Genomic DNA, 17,177 nt, shown 5'->3' with positions numbered 1-17,177 from the left:
GCTTGACTTGGTCTTGCCGGGGAAGCTAATGTAGGTCTCTTTTTTACGTTCAGGACGACGAGTGATTTCGACACGACCCCAACCGCGCCGCGCGCCCCGTGTCCCGGATGTCGGCCTTCCTGGCTTGGTTGCCGCCATTGCGGCCGAGATCAGGGAGACCGGTCCGATCTCGTTCGAGCGGTTCATGGAGCTCGCGCTGTATCATCCGACGCTCGGGTATTACACCCGTCTTGTTGCGAAGCCGGACGCCGAAGTGGGCGCGGCCGCGACGCTGGTCGAGGACCGCATTGGCTGGTCCGGCGATTACTACACCAGCAGCGACGTTTCGCCGGGATGGGCCCAAGCCGTCTTGAAGCAGGTCGAGCAGATGGACCGGCATCTCGGGCGCCCGGACCCCTTTACGTTCGTCGAAATGGGTGCAGGGAAGGGTAGGTTCGCTCGCGATCTTCTCGAAGCCTGCCGGGAGACGGCGCCGGAACTGTTTCAGCGCCTTCGCTATGTCATCATCGAGCGCAGCGCGGCCATGCAGCACGCCCAGCGCGGGCAGCTAGCGGCGGTGGTCGACCAGGTGCACCGCGTGACCTGGTTGACGTCGGTTGGTGAGTTGGGGACGGACAGCGTCGTCGGGTCGTTCTTCTCGAATGAGCTCGTGGATGCGTTTCCCGTGCATCGGATTCGCGTGGTCGGTGCCGACATCAGAGAAGTCTTCGTCGATGAAGTTGACGGAAGATTTGTCGAACGGCTTCAGCGCGCGTCACCGGCGGTGCAAGCGCACCTCGCCCATCTGGCGCGGCTCGGCATTCGCTTCGGCGAGGGAACCTGTGCCGAATTGAATCTTCGGGCTGTCGAGTGGATGAAAGAGCTTGCTCGCTCGCTCCAGCGTGGGTTCGTGATCACGGTCGACTATGGCCATCCGGCCGCCGATCTCTACGGATCGGCTCGCCGCACCGGCACGCTGCTTTGCTACTACCATCAAATGATCTCCGAAGACCCCTACACCCGTGTCGGCTTGCAAGATATGACGGCGCACGTGGATTTCACGACGCTCGCTCGTGTTGGCGAAGCCGAGGGGCTTCGGACGACCGGCTTCACGAATCAACTGAGCTTTTTGATGGGATTGGGGGTGGAGCGCATCGTAGAGCGCTTGGAGCCGGGATCGGCCGAATTTCAGTCCGTCCTCCAACTGCTGCGTCCCGACGGGATGGGAACCACGTTCAAGGTCTTGATCCAGCACAAGGGCGTCCAGACATGCGATGTGGACGGCCTGCGATACAAGCCGTTTAGGGAGGGTGTGCTGCACGCCGACCATGTCGACTGAACCGACACCCCTGAACTATATCCCGATCCTGATCTTCATTGCGATCGCGATCGGGTTCGGCGCGGTGTCGCTGTTGGCCGGGTCGATCGTGCGCCCGAGCAAGCCGTATCGCGCCAAGCTCCGGCCCTATGAGAGCGGGAGCCCGCTGTTCTCTGACGCTCGCGTGCAGTTTCCGATGCGGTACTACATCATCGCGATGCTGTTCGTGATCTTCGACATCGAGTTTGTGTTCCTGTTCCCGTGGGCCGTGGACTTCAAGCGACTGGGGCTCGTCGGGTTGGTCGAGATGGCCGTGTTCATCGCGATTTTGCTGGTGGGGTTTTGGTACGCATGGAAAAAGGGAGCGCTGGAGTGGGACTGAGCGGGTCCTGTCATCGCCCAGCCCGGCCGTCCTCACTCCACCCATCCCCCAGTGGGTCCCTTACGTTGCGGGCGGCCGGGCGCCCAGGGCAATGCCACCCGCTCAGTCCCACTCGTGTGTTGGGAGAAATAGAGAGGATATGAGTTTCCTTGACCGGCAGCTTGAGGCGAACGTCATTACGACGAATCTGGACGCGCTGGTGAATTGGGCGCGGAAGTCGGCGTTGTGGCCCATGACGTTTGGGTTGGCGTGCTGTGCGATCGAGATGATCGCCACGGTGTCGTCCCGGTATGACATCGATCGGTTCGGGGCCGGCGTCTTTCGTGCGTCGCCGCGCCAGTCGGATCTCATGATCGTGGCCGGTACGGTGACCCGCAAGATGGCCGAGGTCATCCGGCGGATTTACGATCAGATGCCGGAGCCGCGCTATGTGATCTCGATGGGCTCGTGCGCGACGTCGGGCAATCACTACAACAGCTACAGCGTCGTGCAGGGTGTCGATCAAATCGTGCCGGTCGACGTCTATATCCCCGGTTGTCCGCCTCGGCCGGAAGCGCTGCTCGACGGCATCTTGAAATTACAAGAACGGATTCAGCGGGATAAAGTGTTCGTGAAGTAAAGAGGACCGGCCCACCAGATGCATCCACTTCTTGAAACCTTGCAGTCGCGGTTCCCTCAAGCAGTTCTCGCGGTCCACGAAGACACGGAGCGCAACGAATTGGCCGTTCAGGTCGACGCCGCTCGCTTGCTCGACGTGGCGGCCTTTCTTCACGACGATCCGGTGATGGCCTTCGATCACATCACGGATATTTGCTCGGCCGATTACCCGGACGACGCGAAGCGGTTCGAGGTCATCTACCACTTTCTCTCGCTCGCGCACGGTCGACGGATTCGAGTGAAGGCCCGCGTGCCGGAAGACGAGCCGACCATCGCGTCGGTGACCGGCATTTGGAAGGGCGCCGAGTTCATGGAGCGGGAAGTCTATGACCTGATGGGCATCAAGTTTTCCGGCCATCCCGATCTCAGGCGGATTTTGATGCCGGAGAACTATGACGAAGGCTACCCGCTGCGGAAGGATTTCCCGGCCGAGGGGAAGGGCTGGCGAAGCCGCTTCGATTTTATTCCGGATCTCACCGAGCCGCCGATGGAAGAGACCGATGCCGAGATCCCGGCGGAGAAGCAAGCCCCGTTCGTCTCCAAAAATGGCGACGGCAAAGGAAGGCATCGGACCGAAGAGTTGCTGCTGAACATGGGGCCGCAGCACCCGAGCACGCACGGCGTCCTGCGGGTCGTGCTCGAGCTCGACGGCGAGCGGATTACGAAGGCGACGCCGGACCTCGGCTATCTCCATCGCGGTGTGGAAAAGCTCTGCGAAGGCCTGGCCTATATGCAGATCATCCCGCACACCGATCGGCTCGATTACGTGTGCTCGATGACGAACAACTATGCCTACGTGAGGACGGTCGAGAAGCTGCTCGAGATCAAGGTGCCCGAGCGCGCGGAATACGTGCGCACAATCGTCGCCGAGATGCAACGGATCATCGGCCATCTGTTCTGGCTCGGCACGCAGGCGCTCGATATCGGCGCCATGACGGTCTTCTTTTGGACGTTCCGCGAGCGCGAGGTCCTGCTCGATCTGTTCGAAAAGCTCTGCGGCGCGCGGCTGACGCTCAATTACTACCGCATCGGCGGCGTCGACAGCGATGTGACGCCGGACATCATCGCTTCACTCAAAGCCTTTCTCGACACGTTTCCGGGGCACATCGACGAGTACAACGAATTGCTCATGACCAATCGGATCTGGCTCTCACGTACAAGGAACGTGGCGGTCATCTCGGCCGAGGATGCGATCAGCTTCGGGTTGACTGGACCGGTGTTGCGCGGGTCGGGCGTCGCATACGACGTACGGAAGCTAGAGCCCTACGGCGCCTACGACAAGGTGGACTGGGAGGTGCCGGTCGGGAAAAACGGCGATACCTACGACCGCTACTGGATTCGCATCGAGGAGATGCGGCAGAGCGCCAGGATCATCAAGCAGTGCCTGGATCAATTGCCGAGCGGCCCGATCATCGCCGACGTCCCGCAAGTGATTCCGCCGCCGAAAGCCAAAGTCATGCGGGACATGGAGAGCTTGATCCACCACTTCATCATTTTCACGCAGGGGTTCAAGCCGCCGAAGGGCGAGACCTACTGCGCGACCGAGGCCCCGAAGGGGGAACTCGGGTTCTTCATCATCAGCGACGGGAGTCCGCGCCCTTATCGCCTCAAGATCCGCGCGCCGTCGTTCATCCACATGGGAGCCTTCGATCATATGGCGCGAGGCTATCTCATCTCCGACATCATCACGATCTTCGGCACGTACGACATCGTGATGGGCGAGTGTGATAGATGAGGCTGACCAGGGTAGTCTCGTGCTCGCAGAGGGCGCACAATCGGAACGTGCTCCCTCGATGCGCGCAGGTAGGACTACCCTGGTCAGCCTCATCGGGGAAGTGAGGAAACAGGGAGAAAATGTTAAGGGAGAAGTATAAAGACGAAATCGTGGATATTCTCTCCCGCTATCCGGTGAAGCGGTCGGCGCTGTTGCCGCTCTTGTATCTGGCGCAGAAGGAAGACGGGTATGTGAGCGAGGCGGCGATGAAGGAGATCGCGCGGATTCTCGGGCTCACGCCGCCGCAGGTCTATGAGGTCGTCACGTTCTATACGATGTTTCAGCTCAAGCCGATCGGGAAGTTTCACATTCAGGTCTGCAAGTCCTTGATGTGCGCGCTGGTCGGGTCAGATGATCTCTTGAGATGGCTCAAGGTCCGATTGGGAATCGGCCCGGGCGAGACGACGGCCGACAAGCTGTTTACGATCAGCACCGTAGAGTGCCTCGCGTCCTGCGGCACCGGACCGATGATGCAGGTCAACGACGATTACTACGAGCGCCTGACGGAGGCCAGGCTCGATCGAATTCTCGCCGATCTGAAACGGGACGGAACGTCTCAACTCAAAAGCGGGCCGTTTATCTTGCCGGAGCCGACCGGCGCGGAGGCCTCGTGACAGAGTTCGCAATGGTCCAAGTCTTTTAACAGCTCCATGCCGACGTACGAGCCGATCCTGACCAAGAATATGTTGCAGCCCGGCTATGCCGGGTCGCTGGCGGACTATGAGCGGACGGGCGGGTATCAGGCGCTGCGAAAGGTGCTTGGAAAAATCGCGCCGGCCGACATCATCGAGACGGTGAAGAAATCAGGGCTGCGGGGTCGGGGAGGGGCCGGATTCCCGACCGGGGTGAAGTGGAGCTTTATCCCCAAAGACCATCCCGGTCCTCGATATCTCTGCTGCAACGCCGACGAGAGCGAGCCGGGGACTTTCAAGGATCGCCAATTGATCGAGCGCGATCCGCATCAATTGCTCGAAGGCATCGTGCTGGCGTCCTATGCGATCGGGGTTGAGACGGCCTACATCTATATACGGGGCGAGTTCGCGCTCGGCGCCCAGATTCTGGAGCGGGCGCTGGCCGAGGCGCGAGCCTCCCGCTACGTCGGTGCGAATATTCTCGACACCGGCATCACCGTCAACATTTGGGTCCACCGCGGGGCCGGCGCCTACATTTGCGGGGAGGAGACGGCGCTGCTGGAATCGTTGGAAGGTAAGCGTGGCCTGCCCCGCGTCAAACCACCCTTTCCCGCGACTCACGGGCTCTATCAAAAGCCCACCGTCGTGAATAACGTCGAAACGCTGGCCAATCTGCCTCATATCATCAATCGCGGAGCCGAGTGGTTCGCCTCGATCGGCTCGCCGCCCAAGAGCACCGGTACGCGGCTGTTCTGCGTGAGCGGCCACATCAAGCGGCCTGGGAACTACGAAGTACCGATGGGCATCACGTTTCGTGAGCTGATCTACGAGCATGCGGGCGGCATGCGGTCGGGTAAGCCGCTCAAGGCCATTATCCCGGGCGGTGCGTCGGCGGCCTTCTTCACGCCCGAGCATCTCGATGTGAAGCTCGACTTCGAATCAGTGGCCCAGGCTGGCTCGATGCTGGGGTCGGGCGGCGTGACGGTGATGGAGGAAGGCACGAGCATGGTGTGGGCCGCGCTCCGCCTCATGGAGTTTTTCTATCACGAGTCGTGCGGCAAATGTACCCCGTGTCGCGAAGGCAGCTCCTGGTTGGTGCAGACCATGTGGCGGATCGTGGACGGCCACGGCCGGCGAGCTGACCTTGAAACGCTCGTCGACCTGTGTCAGAACATCGCCGGCCGGACGGTCTGTGCCTTCGGCGATGCGGAAGTGGCGCCGATCATGAGCACGCTGAAATACTGGAGACACGAGTACGAGACCTTGATTCAGCACGCGGAAGCGAATGGAGTGGGTGGCCTGATTATGCCGGCGATGGCGGGACACGAGTGATGACGACTATCACAGACACCGTCAAAGTGACCATCGACGGGCAGTCGATCACCGTGCCCAAGGGGACCTTGGTGATCGAGGCGGCCCGGCAAGCCGGGGTGATGATTCCGCATTTTTGTTATCACCCCAAGCTCAAGCCGGATGCGAATTGCCGGATGTGTCTCGTTGAGATCGAAAAGATTCCGAAGTTGCAGACATCCTGTAGTACGCCGGTTGCCGACGGCATGGTGGTGCGCACCACGACGCCGATCGTGAATCAGGCGCGTAAATCCGTGCTGGAGTTCATTCTCGCCAACCATCCGCTCGACTGCCCGGTCTGCGATCAAGGCGGGCGCTGTGATCTTCAGGACTTCTCGCATCAGTACACGCCGACGACCAGCCGCTTCATCGAGATCAAGCGGGTCTTCCAAAAAGAATACTTCAGCCCGCTGATCGAAAAAGAGATGAACCGGTGCGTGCAGTGCCTCCGCTGCGTCCGCTACTGTGATGAAGTGATGGATGTGAAAGCGCTCGCGCCGGTGGGCCGCGGCACGATGACCGAGATCAAGCATTTCGGCCCGCATGAGTTGGAGTGCGAATTCTGCGGCGGCTGCGTGCAGATTTGTCCGGTCGGCGCGATCACCAGCCGGTTGTCGATGTATGAGTTCCGGCCGTGGATGCTAAAGCGCGCCGATACGATTTGCACCTATTGTGGGGACGGCTGTCGGATCACGATTCAAACCAAGAACAACGAGTTGATCGAGGTCAACTCGTCGCAAGGCTCCGGCCGCAACAACGGCGATCTGTGCCCGCGCGGGTTCTTCGGCTATCACGTCAGCACGCACCCGGAGCGGCTTCGCCATCCACTGATTCGTCGTGATGGCCGCCTCGTCGAAGCGACCTGGGAGGAAGCGCTGGAGACGGTGGCGGAACGGTCGGTCGCTATCAAATTGAAGCAAGGTCCCAACGCCTTCGCCGGGCTCATCGGCGCGCGGTGCACCAACGAAGATCTGTACGTCTTTCAGAAGTTCATGCGGCTGGCGATCGGTACGAACAAGATCGACAGCAGCGCGCGCTACGGTCATATCAACGGCGTTCATGCATTGCGACGCGTGCAGGGAACGCACCGCTGGACCGTCACGTTCGAGGACGTCGCCACGGCCGACGTGCTGCTCTTGGTCGGGACCAATGTCACCGAAGCGAATCCGATCACTGGGCTCCGAGTGAAGGAGGCGGTCAAGAAACGCGGCGCGACGCTCGTTACCATCGAGACGTTGATGCCGGCGGTCGGGACGATCAGCAACATCACGAACCTCGCCCGTCATCATTTTGGCACCCATACCCATCGAATCGGAACGGTCGTGCTTGGGCTCATCAAAGCCCTGATCGAGGAGAACGCAATCGATGCCGAGCTGTCCAAGACGGCCGGTGACTATGTCGCGGCCATCAAAGAGGCCGTGCAAGCGATCTCTTGGCCGATGATCGAGGCGACGGCCGGAACGAGCGCCTCTTGCCTCCTAGAAGCTGCCCGGGCCATCGCGAACGGCAAGCGGGTCATCGTGCTCGCCGGCCAAGGCGTCCTGCGGCAACCCGATGGCGCAGCGATTTCGACCAATCTCCTTGATCTGCTCGTGCTGACCGGCCATCACGGGCGGCCGGGCTGCGGGTTCGCGCCACTGGCCGAGGAAAATAACGATCAAGGGGCCGTCGAGATGGGGACGGTCGCCGAATTTCTCCCTGGTCCGGTGGAGGTGAGTGATCGGCAGGCCCACGAGCGGTTTGCCTTGGTGTGGAAAGAAGAGTTGCCGCAGGGGCCGGCGCGCACGCTTACCGAGATCCTTGGCGAAGCGCGGGCCGGCACGGTGAAAGCCTTGTTCGTCGTCGGCGAGAACCCGGTGGGATCCCTGCCGCCATCGACGAAGACAAGGGACGCGCTCGAGCAGCTGGAGTTTTTGGTCTGCCAAGAAGTCTTCATGACCGAGACGGCGGCGCTGGCGGACGTTGTGCTGCCCGCGTGCTCGTATGCCGAGAAGGACGGCACGTTCACGAACACCGAAGGCCTCGTCCAGCAGGTCCGGGCGGCGATCAATCCCGTCGGCGAGAGTCGGCCGGATTGGGAAATTCTCTCCGCGCTTTCGGTCCTGATGGGCTACCCCATCGAGTATGGGGACGCGCGCGAGATTTTCAAAGAAATCCGATCGGTCATCCCCGGGTATGCGCTCCTCGGTCCGACGCCAACTCCTCCGCGTCCGGTACCAGAGGTCGTCCGACGCTATGTCACCGAGGGGTATCGTCACGACTTGCGCCGACGATATCGGCTGCCCGAGCACGCCTCGGTCGCAGGCGTGCTGACCTTGGTCGTCGGTCAGACGCTGTTTCATTCGGGGAAGTATTCCAGGCGGGCCAAGGGACTGTTGCGAGTGCAGGACCGCGCATTCGTCGGCCTGAATCCCTCCGACGCCGAACAGTTGCACGTCTCGAACGGGGACCGGGTGTCGTTGTCGAATGATCGGGGGCGAGTGGAAGCGACGGTGTCGCTCATGGACCGACTCCCGGCCGGCATTGCCTTCTTCCCCGAACATTTCGATGAGGACGTACGTCGTCTGCTGACCATGACCATCGATGCGGACACCAAGGCGCCCTATTACCGAACGGCACAGGTACAGGTACAGCGGCTTTCATGATCAACGTGGAACGTTCCAGGGAGCCAAGAGAATGGCAGAACTAGGGTTGAAGGCGGCCTTGTCGTTGGCGCAAATCGGCGCCGTCATGGGCGTCGTCATGCTCACGGTGATGATCCTCACGCTCGCCGAGCGCAAGGTCCTCGGGTGGATGCAGGATCGGATGGGGCCCATGGAGGTCGGACCGTACGGGATCCTTCAGCCGATTGCCGATGGACTGAAGCTCTTCTTCAAGGAGGACATCATCCCGGCCGGGGCCAACAAGTTCCTGTTCAGCCTGGCGCCAATCCTGGCGCTCGTGCCCGCCCTGATCGGCTTCGCGGTCATCCCGTTCGGGCCGAACGAGACGGTGGAGGTCTTCGGCATTCAATTCAAGCCGTTCGTGATCAGCGACATCAATATCGGCATCCTGTACATCCTCGCGTTCACGTCGATCGGTGCGTACGGGATCATCCTGGGCGGCTGGGCATCGAATAGCAAGTACTCCTTGCTGGGGGGGTTGCGGTCCGCCGCGCAGGTCATCAGCTATGAGTTGAACGTGGGGCTTGCGATCGTCGGCGTGCTGTTGCTCGCCGGCTCGCTGAGTCTCGTCAAGATCACCGAGGCGCAAGCCGGAGGGTTTTGGCATTGGTTTGCCTTTGCCTTTCCCGCGCCCCAGCTCTTGGCGTTCGTGGTCTATGTGATCTCATCGGTGGCCGAAACCAACCGCGTGCCCTTCGATCTGCCCGAGGCCGAGAGCGAGTTGGTCGCCGGCTTCTTTACCGAATACAGCGGCATGCGATTCGCATTTTTCTTCATCGCCGAATATGCGAACATGATCCTCGTGTCGTGCATCGCCGCAATTCTGTTCCTCGGCGGGTGGAACGCCCCGTATCCCGGAACGTTGATTGGACGCGTGCTCGGAGAGAACTACGGCTGGATCGAGAACATCATGTGGTTTACGATCAAGGTGTACTTCTTCCTGTTCCTGTTCTTCTGGCTCCGCGCGACGCTCCCGCGGCTCCGGTACGATCAGTTGATGCGCTTCGGATGGAAGGTCATGCTGCCGATCGCGCTCGGCAACATCGTGCTCACGTCGATCGCGGCTTACTTGTTCCCACGCGGATAGTCGAACGGCAAGACCGGCGCCATATGACGTTCAGAGCCTGGCTCAAAACGATCACGTTCTATGAAATTCTGGTCGGCATGAAGGCGACGCTCACGCACCTCCTTCGTTATAAACCGATCACAGTACAGTACCCGCACGAGAAGCGCACGTTGCCCGGCAACTATCGCGGGATGCTCGCCTTGTTGCGCTACGACGACGGCACCGAGAAGTGCGTCGGGTGTGATCTCTGTGAGGCGGCGTGTCCATCCCGCGTGATTCGGGTGGTCAGCTCGGAAGTACCCGGCGAGCCGACGAAGCGGTACGCGAAAGAATATTACATGGACATGACGAGGTGCCTGTTCTGCGGACTTTGCGTGCAGGCCTGCCCGGTCGATGCGCTCGGCATGACGCGTGAGTTCGAATGGTCCGTGTACGACAAGCGGCAGCTCCTCTTGAACAAACAACAACTGTTGGCCATCGGCGACCGCTCCTTCCCTGTTCGTGAAAAACGCCTCGAGTTCCAGCATCCGAACGTCGCGTTCTTCAACGTCGCCTACAAGCATCTTCCCCAGAAAGCCTCGTAGCAGTGGCGACGTCGTTCTTCTTCTACTTTGCCGGCGTGATCGTGCTGACCTCCATCCTGGTGGTCGCGCTCCGCAATCCGATCTACAGCGCGCTCTCCCTCTTGATCATGTTTTTCCACGTTGCCGGCCTGTACGTCACGCTCCACGCGGAATTCCTGGCGGCGGTTCAAATCATTGTCTACGCGGGCGCGATCCTCGTCCTCTACCTGTTCGTCGTCATGCTCTTGAATGTGAAACGAGAAGAGCGGTATCACGCGCAACTGCCGATTGCGGCCCTGCTCGGCCTGACCATTTTGACGGAGATCGTCCTTCTCACCCTGCAACATCGATTCGGCGGCGATGTCTCATCGACGGAAAGTGTGTCGCCGGCCGGCGAGGCATTGGGAAATACGGAAGCGATCGGCCAGGTGCTGTACTCGACGTATCTGTTCCCGTTCGAGGTGGCCTCGCTGATCCTCCTGGTCGCGATGATTGGAGCGATCTTGCTGGCGAAGCGCGATCTCTTCGAAGGCGCGAAGTAACGTCACGATGGTCCCATTGAGCTACTACGTCGTCCTCAGCGCGATGGTCTTCATCACCGGCGTCGTCGGCGTGCTGATCCGCCGGAACATCATCATCATTCTGCTGTCCGTGGAGCTGATGCTCAACGCGACGAATATCAACTTCGTCGCCTTTTCGCACTACCTTGGCAACGTCGCCGGTCAGGTGTTCGTCTTCTTCGCATTGACGGTCGCGGCCGCCGAGGTCGCCGTGGGATTGGCGATCATCATCGCGCTCTACCGAAGCCGCTCGAGCATCAACGTCGACGAATTCCAACTGCTCAAATGGTGAGGGACTCTTGACGCGCCGATCATGACGTACGTCCTCATCCCATTCCTGCCGCTGGTGGCCTTCATCGTCGTGGGGCTGTTCGGCCATTGGATCAAGGAGCGCGCGCATTTGATCGCGGTGCCGGCCGTCATCGGCTCACTCGTGCTGTCGATCGTCACGTTCTGGCAAATCGCCGACGGTGACCGGATCGCCGTCCCGCTCTACACCTGGCTCACGTCCGGCGACTTGAAGATCACCCTCGGCCTCTTCGTCGATCGGCTCACCGCGGTGATGCTCCTGCTCGTCACGATTGTGAGTTCCCTCGTCCACGTTTACACGATCGGCTACATGCGCGGCGAGCCCGGCTACGCACGGTTCTTCGCCTACATCGCGCTCTTCACCTTCTCGATGCTGATGCTCGTGATGGCGGATAATTTCCTCCAGTTGTTCGTCTTCTGGGAAGCGGTCGGGCTCTGCTCGTACCTCCTGATCGGGCATTGGTACGACCGTCCTTCGGCCGTCGGCGCGGCGACGAAAGCCTTCATCGTGAACCGCATCGGCGACTTCGGCTTCTTGTTGGGCCTGTTGCTTGTCTGGCTCACGTTCGGCTCCCTCGACTATCGGCTGGTCTTCGCCCAAGCCGATGACGTCGCCGGCGCGACCGTAAATCTCTTGGCGCCGTTCGGCGGCACGTGGACCGTCTCGACCCTGACCGTCATCTGTCTATTGCTCTTCACCGGGGCCGTCGGCAAATCGGCCCAGTTTCCGTTGCACGTGTGGCTGCCCGATGCGATGGAAGGCCCGACGCCGATCTCCGCGTTGATCCATGCGGCGACGATGGTGACGGCCGGCGTCTTCATGGTGGCCCGCCTTTCGCCGCTGTACTCAATGTCGCCGGTTGCCATGGACGTCGTGGCGATCGTCGGCGCCGCGACGATGGTCCTTGGTGCGACGATCGCGTTGACGCAAAACGACATCAAACGCATCGTGGCCTATTCGACCGTGAGCCAGCTCGGCTACATGATGATGGCGTGCGGGGTTGGAGCCTATGCGGCGGGGATGTATCACCTACTCACGCACGGTGCGTTCAAGGCTTTGCTCTTTCTCGCAGCCGGCTCCGTGATCATCGCGCTCCATCATGAACAGGACATCCGCCGGATGGGCGGGCTCAAGACCTCGCTCCCGACGACGTACTGGACGATGCTGATCGGCTTGCTGGCCCTGGCCGGCTTTCCGCTCACGAGCGGCTTCTTCAGCAAGGACGATATCCTGGCGTCCGCGTGGTCGGCGGGTCCGTTGGGACAGATCCTCGCGATCCTCGGAGTGGCGACGGCATTTCTCACCGCCTTCTATAGCTTTCGCCTGATCTTCGTCGTGTTTTGGGGCGACTCGCATGTCGATCCACATCACGCCGGTCATGTGCACGAACCGTCCTCGACGATGACGATGCCCTTGATCGTGCTGGCCGTGCTTAGCATCGTGACCGGCTATGTCGGCATCCCGGGCTTTCTCGCGCCGGTGTTCCCCGGCGGTGAGCATCACGGTGGACCACCAGCAGTGGGCATGATGCTCGTCGCCACTCTCACCGGCCTCGCCGGGATCGCGCTCGCCTACGTGCTGTACGTCCAGTCGCCAGGATTGCCGGATCGATGGGCGCGGCGCTGGCAGCAGGCGTATCGGCTTTCGCTCAACAAATGGTATGTCGATGAGGCGTACGATCGGACGGTCGTGCGGCCGACGTTTCGCTTGGCGGAGCGGCTGTGGACCGCCGTTGACGTCGCCGTGATCGACGGCGCCGTGAATGGCGTGGCGCGGGCCTTTGCCTGGTGGGCCTGGTTCATGCGGCTCCTCCAAAGCGGCCAGACGCAGCACTATGCGTTGGGTATGGCGCTCGGCGCCGTACTGATCTTGACGATGTATTTGGTCTTGTAAGTATCCCTGAACGTCAACCTCTTCTATGCTGTTGACCGTCGTCATCTTCTTGCCGCTGGTGGGCGTCGTGGCGCTGTTGCTGCTCGGCGAGCGGCTGTGGCGGCCGGTCGCGCTGCTCACGACGCTCGCGACCTTCGTCGTGTCGCTTCCCCTCTGGATCGGCTTCGATTCGGGCTCGGCCGACATGCAGTTCACCCAGCGGGTCGAATGGATCGCCAGTCCGCCGATCAGCTACAGCGTGGGGCTCGACGGGATCAGCCTGCCGCTCGTCGTCATGACAACGTTGCTGCTGCCGCTCTGCGTGCTCGCCTCCTGGCACGCGATCACCACGCGGGTCCGCGAATTTCTGATCAGCCTCCTGGTCATGGAAATGGCGATGATCGGCGTCTTCTCCGCGCTCGATTTCATCCTGTTCTACGTGTTCTGGGAAGCGATGCTGATTCCGATGTACTTGCTGATCGGCGTCTGGGGCGGGCCGAACCGGCTCTATGCGGCGATCAAGTTTTTCCTCTACACCCTTGCGGGGAGCGTCCTGCTGCTGGTCGCGATCATCGTGTTCTACTTCGAGGGCGGACAGACCTTCGATATTCAGCTCCTGAGCCGCGTCGAATACGCCGCCACGCTGCAGCCCTGGCTGTTCTGGGCGCTGTTCGTGGCTTTTGCCGTAAAGGTCCCGATGTTCCCGTTCCATACCTGGCTGCCCGACGCCCACGTCGAAGCGCCGACGGCGGGCAGCGTCATCCTGGCGAGCGTGTTGCTCAAGATGGGGACGTACGGCTTTCTGCGGTTCTCGCTCCCGATGCTCCCGGACGCGACACGGGTGTTCACCCCGATCATGATCGGCCTCTCGCTGATCGCCATCATCTACGGGGCCTACATGGCATTGGCCCAGGTCGATCTCAAGAAACTCATCGCCTACTCCAGCGTAAGCCACATGGGATTCGTCACGCTCGGCATCTTCGCGTTGAACGAGCAGGGCATCGAAGGCGCGGTGATGCAGATGGTGAACCACGGGATTACGACCGGGGCGCTCTTCCTCTGCGTCGGCGCGATCTATGAGCGGACCCACAGCCGGCTGATCGCCGATAATCGGGGGCTCGCCGGGCCGATGCCGCGGTATGCGACCTTTCTCGTGATCTTCGCGCTCTCCTCACTCGGTCTACCGGGGACCAATAGTTTCGTTGGCGAGTTCCTCGTGCTGATCGGGACGTTCGCGTGGAACCAGGCAGCAGCGGTCGTCGCGTCGCTGGGGATCATTCTCGCGGCGGCCTATCTCTTGTGGATGGTGCAACGGGTGGCGTTCGGGCCGCCGGAGGAGCGCAGCCATCTCACCGATTTGAATGTCCGCGAGATGGCGACCTTCGCGCCGCTCGTCGCCCTAGTGTTCTGGATCGGCATCTATCCCGCGCCAATTCTCAACCCCATGCATCCGACCGTGAATCAGCTCGTCGCCCGACTGGATCAGGACAAGGGCGTGCGGGCTGCGGACCGTCGGAGTCGAACCGCAGAAGGTGACAGAGCATCCTTGCTCTCTCACGCCGAGGGTGTCCGATGATCGCCTTTTCGATGGCCGATATGGCCGCGATCCTGCCCGAGTTGATCGTCGTGGGCGCGGCCTGTCTCGTGCTGGGGCTCGATCCCGTCACGCCGCGTGACAAGAAAGCGGCGTTGGCCTGGCTCAGCGTGGCCGCGCTCGCCATGTGTCTCGGCATCACGGCTTCCCAGATGCAGACGACGGTGCTTGCGTTCAGCGATCTCGTCATCATCGATCCCTACGCCTGCTTCTGGAAGCTGTTGCTGTACATCGTGACCGGACTGACGATCCTGCTGTCGTTCTCCTATCTCAAGGAGGAAGGCATCCATCTCGCCGAGTATTACGGCTTCCTGCTGCTCTCGTTGTCGGGGATGATGGTTATGGTTTCCGCGGCGGATCTCCTGACCATCTACCTCGGGACGGAGTTGATGTCGCTGTCCTTGTACGTGCTCGCAGGGTTCAAGCGGTACGATGCGCGCTCCTTGGAAGCGTCCGCGAAGTATTTCGTGCTCGGCGCCTTCTCCTCAGGCATTCTCTTGTACGGCATCTCCTTGCTCTATGGCCTCGCGGGCAGCACGCGCCTGGTCGATATCGCAGCGGCCGTGAATGCGGTGGGATTGGACTCCCCGGCCATGCTGCTCGCGATGATTCTCCTGGTCGTCGGCTTTGGGTTCAAGATCGCGGTCGTCCCGTTTCACATGTGGACCCCGGACGTCTATGAGGGCTCGCCGACCTCCGTCACGGCGTTCATGGCAGTCGCCTCGAAGGCCGCGAGCTTCGGCGCCTTCCTGCGTGTCTTCCTCGACGGACTCGGCGGGTTGAAGGCGAATTGGCAGGTGCTGTTTCTCGTCGTCTGCATCGCAACGCTGATCCTTGGCAACATCGTCGCGATCGTCCAAACGAACATCAAGCGCATGTTGGCCTATTCGAGCATCGCGCACGCCGGGTACGCCTTGATCGGCGTGGTCGTGGCCGGCCATCTGGAGGCAGACAGCGGCGTGCGGGCCCTCGGGCTCTCGGCCGTGATGCTGTATTTGGTGATCTATGCGTTCATGACGCTGGGCGCGTTCGGCATCGTCGCGATGCTGCGCAAGGGAGGCGTCGAGGGGGATGAGATCGAGGATTTCACCGGTCTCGCCAAACGACAGCCCATCGCGGCCCTGCTCATGCTGGTCTTCATGGTATCGTTGGCCGGGATTCCGCCGACCGCGGGCTTCATCGGCAAGTTCTATCTCTTCCTGGCGGCGGTCGAGGCCGGATTGACGTGGTTGGCGGTGATCGCCGTGATCCTGACCGCCGTCTCGGCCTATTTCTACCTGCGCGTCGTCATGGTGATGTACATGCGTGAGCCGGAGGCCGCCACGGCGCTCCCACGATTTGCGCCCTCACCCGCGATGACGGTCGTCTTGGCCTGTGCCGTGACCGGCGTCGTCTTGTTGGGCCTGTTCCCGAACGCGCTCGTCACGATCGCCACGCATTCGATCCTCCCGCTCAAATAGCATGGGCCTTTCCGCGCGCCTCACGCGTTGCGACCGACCATCGTGATCGCGGCGTTTCGCCTGCTGCGGCAGGTGGTATCTGACTTTCGCCGGCATGGCTGCACGACGCTCGCGGCCTCCGTCGCGTTTTTCTCGCTCCTCTCGTTCTTCCCGCTGATCTTCGTCCTGCTCTACGTCCTCAGCATCATCGTGCGCCACCACGTCGGATCCGATCTCGTGCTGAATGTTCTGCGCGGGTTCCTGCCGACGCTCGGGCCTGACCTGACGGAGGAAATCAAACGGGTCTCCGGGATCGAAGGCGCACGGTGGGTCATCGTGACGACGGCGATGTGGTTCGGGATGCAAGTCTTCTATCAGGTCGAGTACGCGGTCAACGTCGTGTTCGGGACACCCCGAAAACGCCATCCGCTCCTGTCCACGGCCTTGTCCGCCGTTTTGTTGGCGTTGGTCGGCCTGCTGTTCGCCGTCTCCTACTTGGTGACTCAGGTCCTCGGGCTGCTTGTCATCTATGCACCTCGGCTCCCGGGGTTCGACCTGGCGATCGTCATGACCTATCGCTTCCTTCTGTCTTACCTGGTTCCCTTTGTTCTGGTGCTCGTCGCCGTCGCCGGTCTCTATCGCTACCTGCCGCAGCGCCGCCCGGCGTGGCGAAACGCCGTGACCGGCGCCTTCATCTTCAGCCTGCTCTGGGAGATCGTCAAGCACGTGTTCAGCAGCTATGTCCCGACATTGAGCGTGTATAGCCGGATGTACGGATCGCTGCTGTTCGTCGTGCTGTTCCTCCTGTGGGTCTATTATTCCGCGATGCTTTTCCTTTTTGGCGCGGCCACGGTCAGACGGCTGCAGGGCGGGCACGAGCGTCGGTCGGATTGAACCGACCCCTGCGATTCCGCATTTTGTGCCGGCCGGACGGTATTGCACGGCTGGCCCGCCGTGAAAGACCAGGTACACTTGTTCCTGCTCGCAAAAGAGCCAGAACACGGCGTTTCGCGGAGGC

The 17,177-nt window shown here is 61.3% G+C and carries 15 protein-coding genes and 1 pseudogene; all 16 read left to right on the top strand.

What is annotated here, in order from left to right:
* The first annotated feature begins 61 nt into the window (after positions 1–61).
* Positions 62–1,318 carry a class I SAM-dependent methyltransferase gene (locus tag AC1U7K_RS13030; protein ID WP_480251827.1) on the top strand — a complete coding sequence of 419 codons (1,257 nt, stop codon included), beginning with the start codon at positions 62–64 and terminating at the stop codon, positions 1,316–1,318.
* The gene (locus AC1U7K_RS13025) at positions 1,308–1,679 is read left to right on the top strand and encodes an NADH-quinone oxidoreductase subunit A (RefSeq protein ID WP_480251825.1); all 372 of its coding nucleotides are present in this window, start codon (positions 1,308–1,310) and stop codon (positions 1,677–1,679) included. The genes AC1U7K_RS13030 and AC1U7K_RS13025 overlap by 11 nt, the downstream gene beginning before the upstream one ends.
* A gap of 139 nt (positions 1,680–1,818) precedes the next feature.
* Complete coding sequence (locus AC1U7K_RS13020; RefSeq protein ID WP_480251824.1) at positions 1,819–2,298, top strand: NADH-quinone oxidoreductase subunit B; 480 nt, start codon at positions 1,819–1,821, stop codon at positions 2,296–2,298.
* Between the two features lie 18 nt (positions 2,299–2,316).
* A pseudogene (locus AC1U7K_RS13015) lies at positions 2,317–2,760 on the top strand (NADH-quinone oxidoreductase subunit C); the annotation flags it as partial.
* A gap of 156 nt (positions 2,761–2,916) precedes the next feature.
* Positions 2,917–4,071 (top strand): NADH dehydrogenase (quinone) subunit D, encoded by a 1,155-nt coding sequence (gene nuoD / locus AC1U7K_RS13010; RefSeq protein ID WP_480251891.1) that lies wholly within the window; start codon positions 2,917–2,919, stop codon positions 4,069–4,071.
* A 119-nt stretch (positions 4,072–4,190) separates the two neighbouring features.
* Positions 4,191–4,724 carry an NADH-quinone oxidoreductase subunit NuoE family protein gene (locus AC1U7K_RS13005; protein WP_480251823.1) on the top strand — a complete coding sequence of 178 codons (534 nt, stop codon included), beginning with the start codon at positions 4,191–4,193 and terminating at the stop codon, positions 4,722–4,724.
* A 36-nt stretch (positions 4,725–4,760) separates the two neighbouring features.
* Complete coding sequence (gene nuoF / locus AC1U7K_RS13000) at positions 4,761–6,074, top strand: NADH-quinone oxidoreductase subunit NuoF (RefSeq protein WP_480251821.1); 1,314 nt, start codon at positions 4,761–4,763, stop codon at positions 6,072–6,074.
* Positions 6,074–8,737, top strand: a complete 2,664-nt coding sequence (gene nuoG, locus AC1U7K_RS12995; RefSeq protein WP_480251820.1) for an NADH-quinone oxidoreductase subunit NuoG — start codon at positions 6,074–6,076, stop codon at positions 8,735–8,737. Before nuoF ends, nuoG begins: the two co-directional genes overlap by 1 nt.
* Before the next feature lie 31 nt (positions 8,738–8,768).
* The gene (gene nuoH / locus AC1U7K_RS12990; RefSeq protein WP_480251818.1) at positions 8,769–9,842 is read left to right on the top strand and encodes an NADH-quinone oxidoreductase subunit NuoH; all 1,074 of its coding nucleotides are present in this window, start codon (positions 8,769–8,771) and stop codon (positions 9,840–9,842) included.
* A 23-nt stretch (positions 9,843–9,865) separates the two neighbouring features.
* Entirely contained in the window at positions 9,866–10,405 is a 540-nt protein-coding gene (gene nuoI, locus AC1U7K_RS12985; RefSeq protein ID WP_480251817.1) for an NADH-quinone oxidoreductase subunit NuoI, read from the top strand.
* 2 nt (positions 10,406–10,407) lie between these two features.
* Positions 10,408–10,926: an NADH-quinone oxidoreductase subunit J family protein gene (locus tag AC1U7K_RS12980; RefSeq protein ID WP_480251815.1), complete on the top strand. Its 519-nt coding sequence runs from the start codon at positions 10,408–10,410 to the stop codon at positions 10,924–10,926.
* Between the two features lie 7 nt (positions 10,927–10,933).
* Positions 10,934–11,236, top strand: a complete 303-nt coding sequence (nuoK, locus tag AC1U7K_RS12975) for an NADH-quinone oxidoreductase subunit NuoK (protein WP_480251814.1) — start codon at positions 10,934–10,936, stop codon at positions 11,234–11,236.
* Positions 11,237–11,257: 21 nt separating this feature from the next.
* The gene (gene nuoL / locus AC1U7K_RS12970; RefSeq protein WP_480251813.1) at positions 11,258–13,147 is read left to right on the top strand and encodes an NADH-quinone oxidoreductase subunit L; all 1,890 of its coding nucleotides are present in this window, start codon (positions 11,258–11,260) and stop codon (positions 13,145–13,147) included.
* 25 nt (positions 13,148–13,172) lie between these two features.
* Entirely contained in the window at positions 13,173–14,702 is a 1,530-nt protein-coding gene (locus AC1U7K_RS12965; RefSeq protein ID WP_480251812.1) for an NADH-quinone oxidoreductase subunit M, read from the top strand.
* Entirely contained in the window at positions 14,699–16,180 is a 1,482-nt protein-coding gene (locus AC1U7K_RS12960; RefSeq protein WP_480251811.1) for an NADH-quinone oxidoreductase subunit N, read from the top strand. The genes AC1U7K_RS12965 and AC1U7K_RS12960 overlap by 4 nt, the downstream gene beginning before the upstream one ends.
* Before the next feature lie 27 nt (positions 16,181–16,207).
* Positions 16,208–17,053 carry a YihY/virulence factor BrkB family protein gene (locus AC1U7K_RS12955; RefSeq protein ID WP_480251810.1) on the top strand — a complete coding sequence of 282 codons (846 nt, stop codon included), beginning with the start codon at positions 16,208–16,210 and terminating at the stop codon, positions 17,051–17,053.
* The last annotated feature ends 124 nt before the right edge of the window (positions 17,054–17,177 follow it).

Source organism: Nitrospira sp. Vd2, from assembly GCF_979581665.1.
The sequence above is the reverse complement of the archived record's forward strand: the minus strand, read 5'-3'. Positions and strand labels throughout refer to the sequence as shown.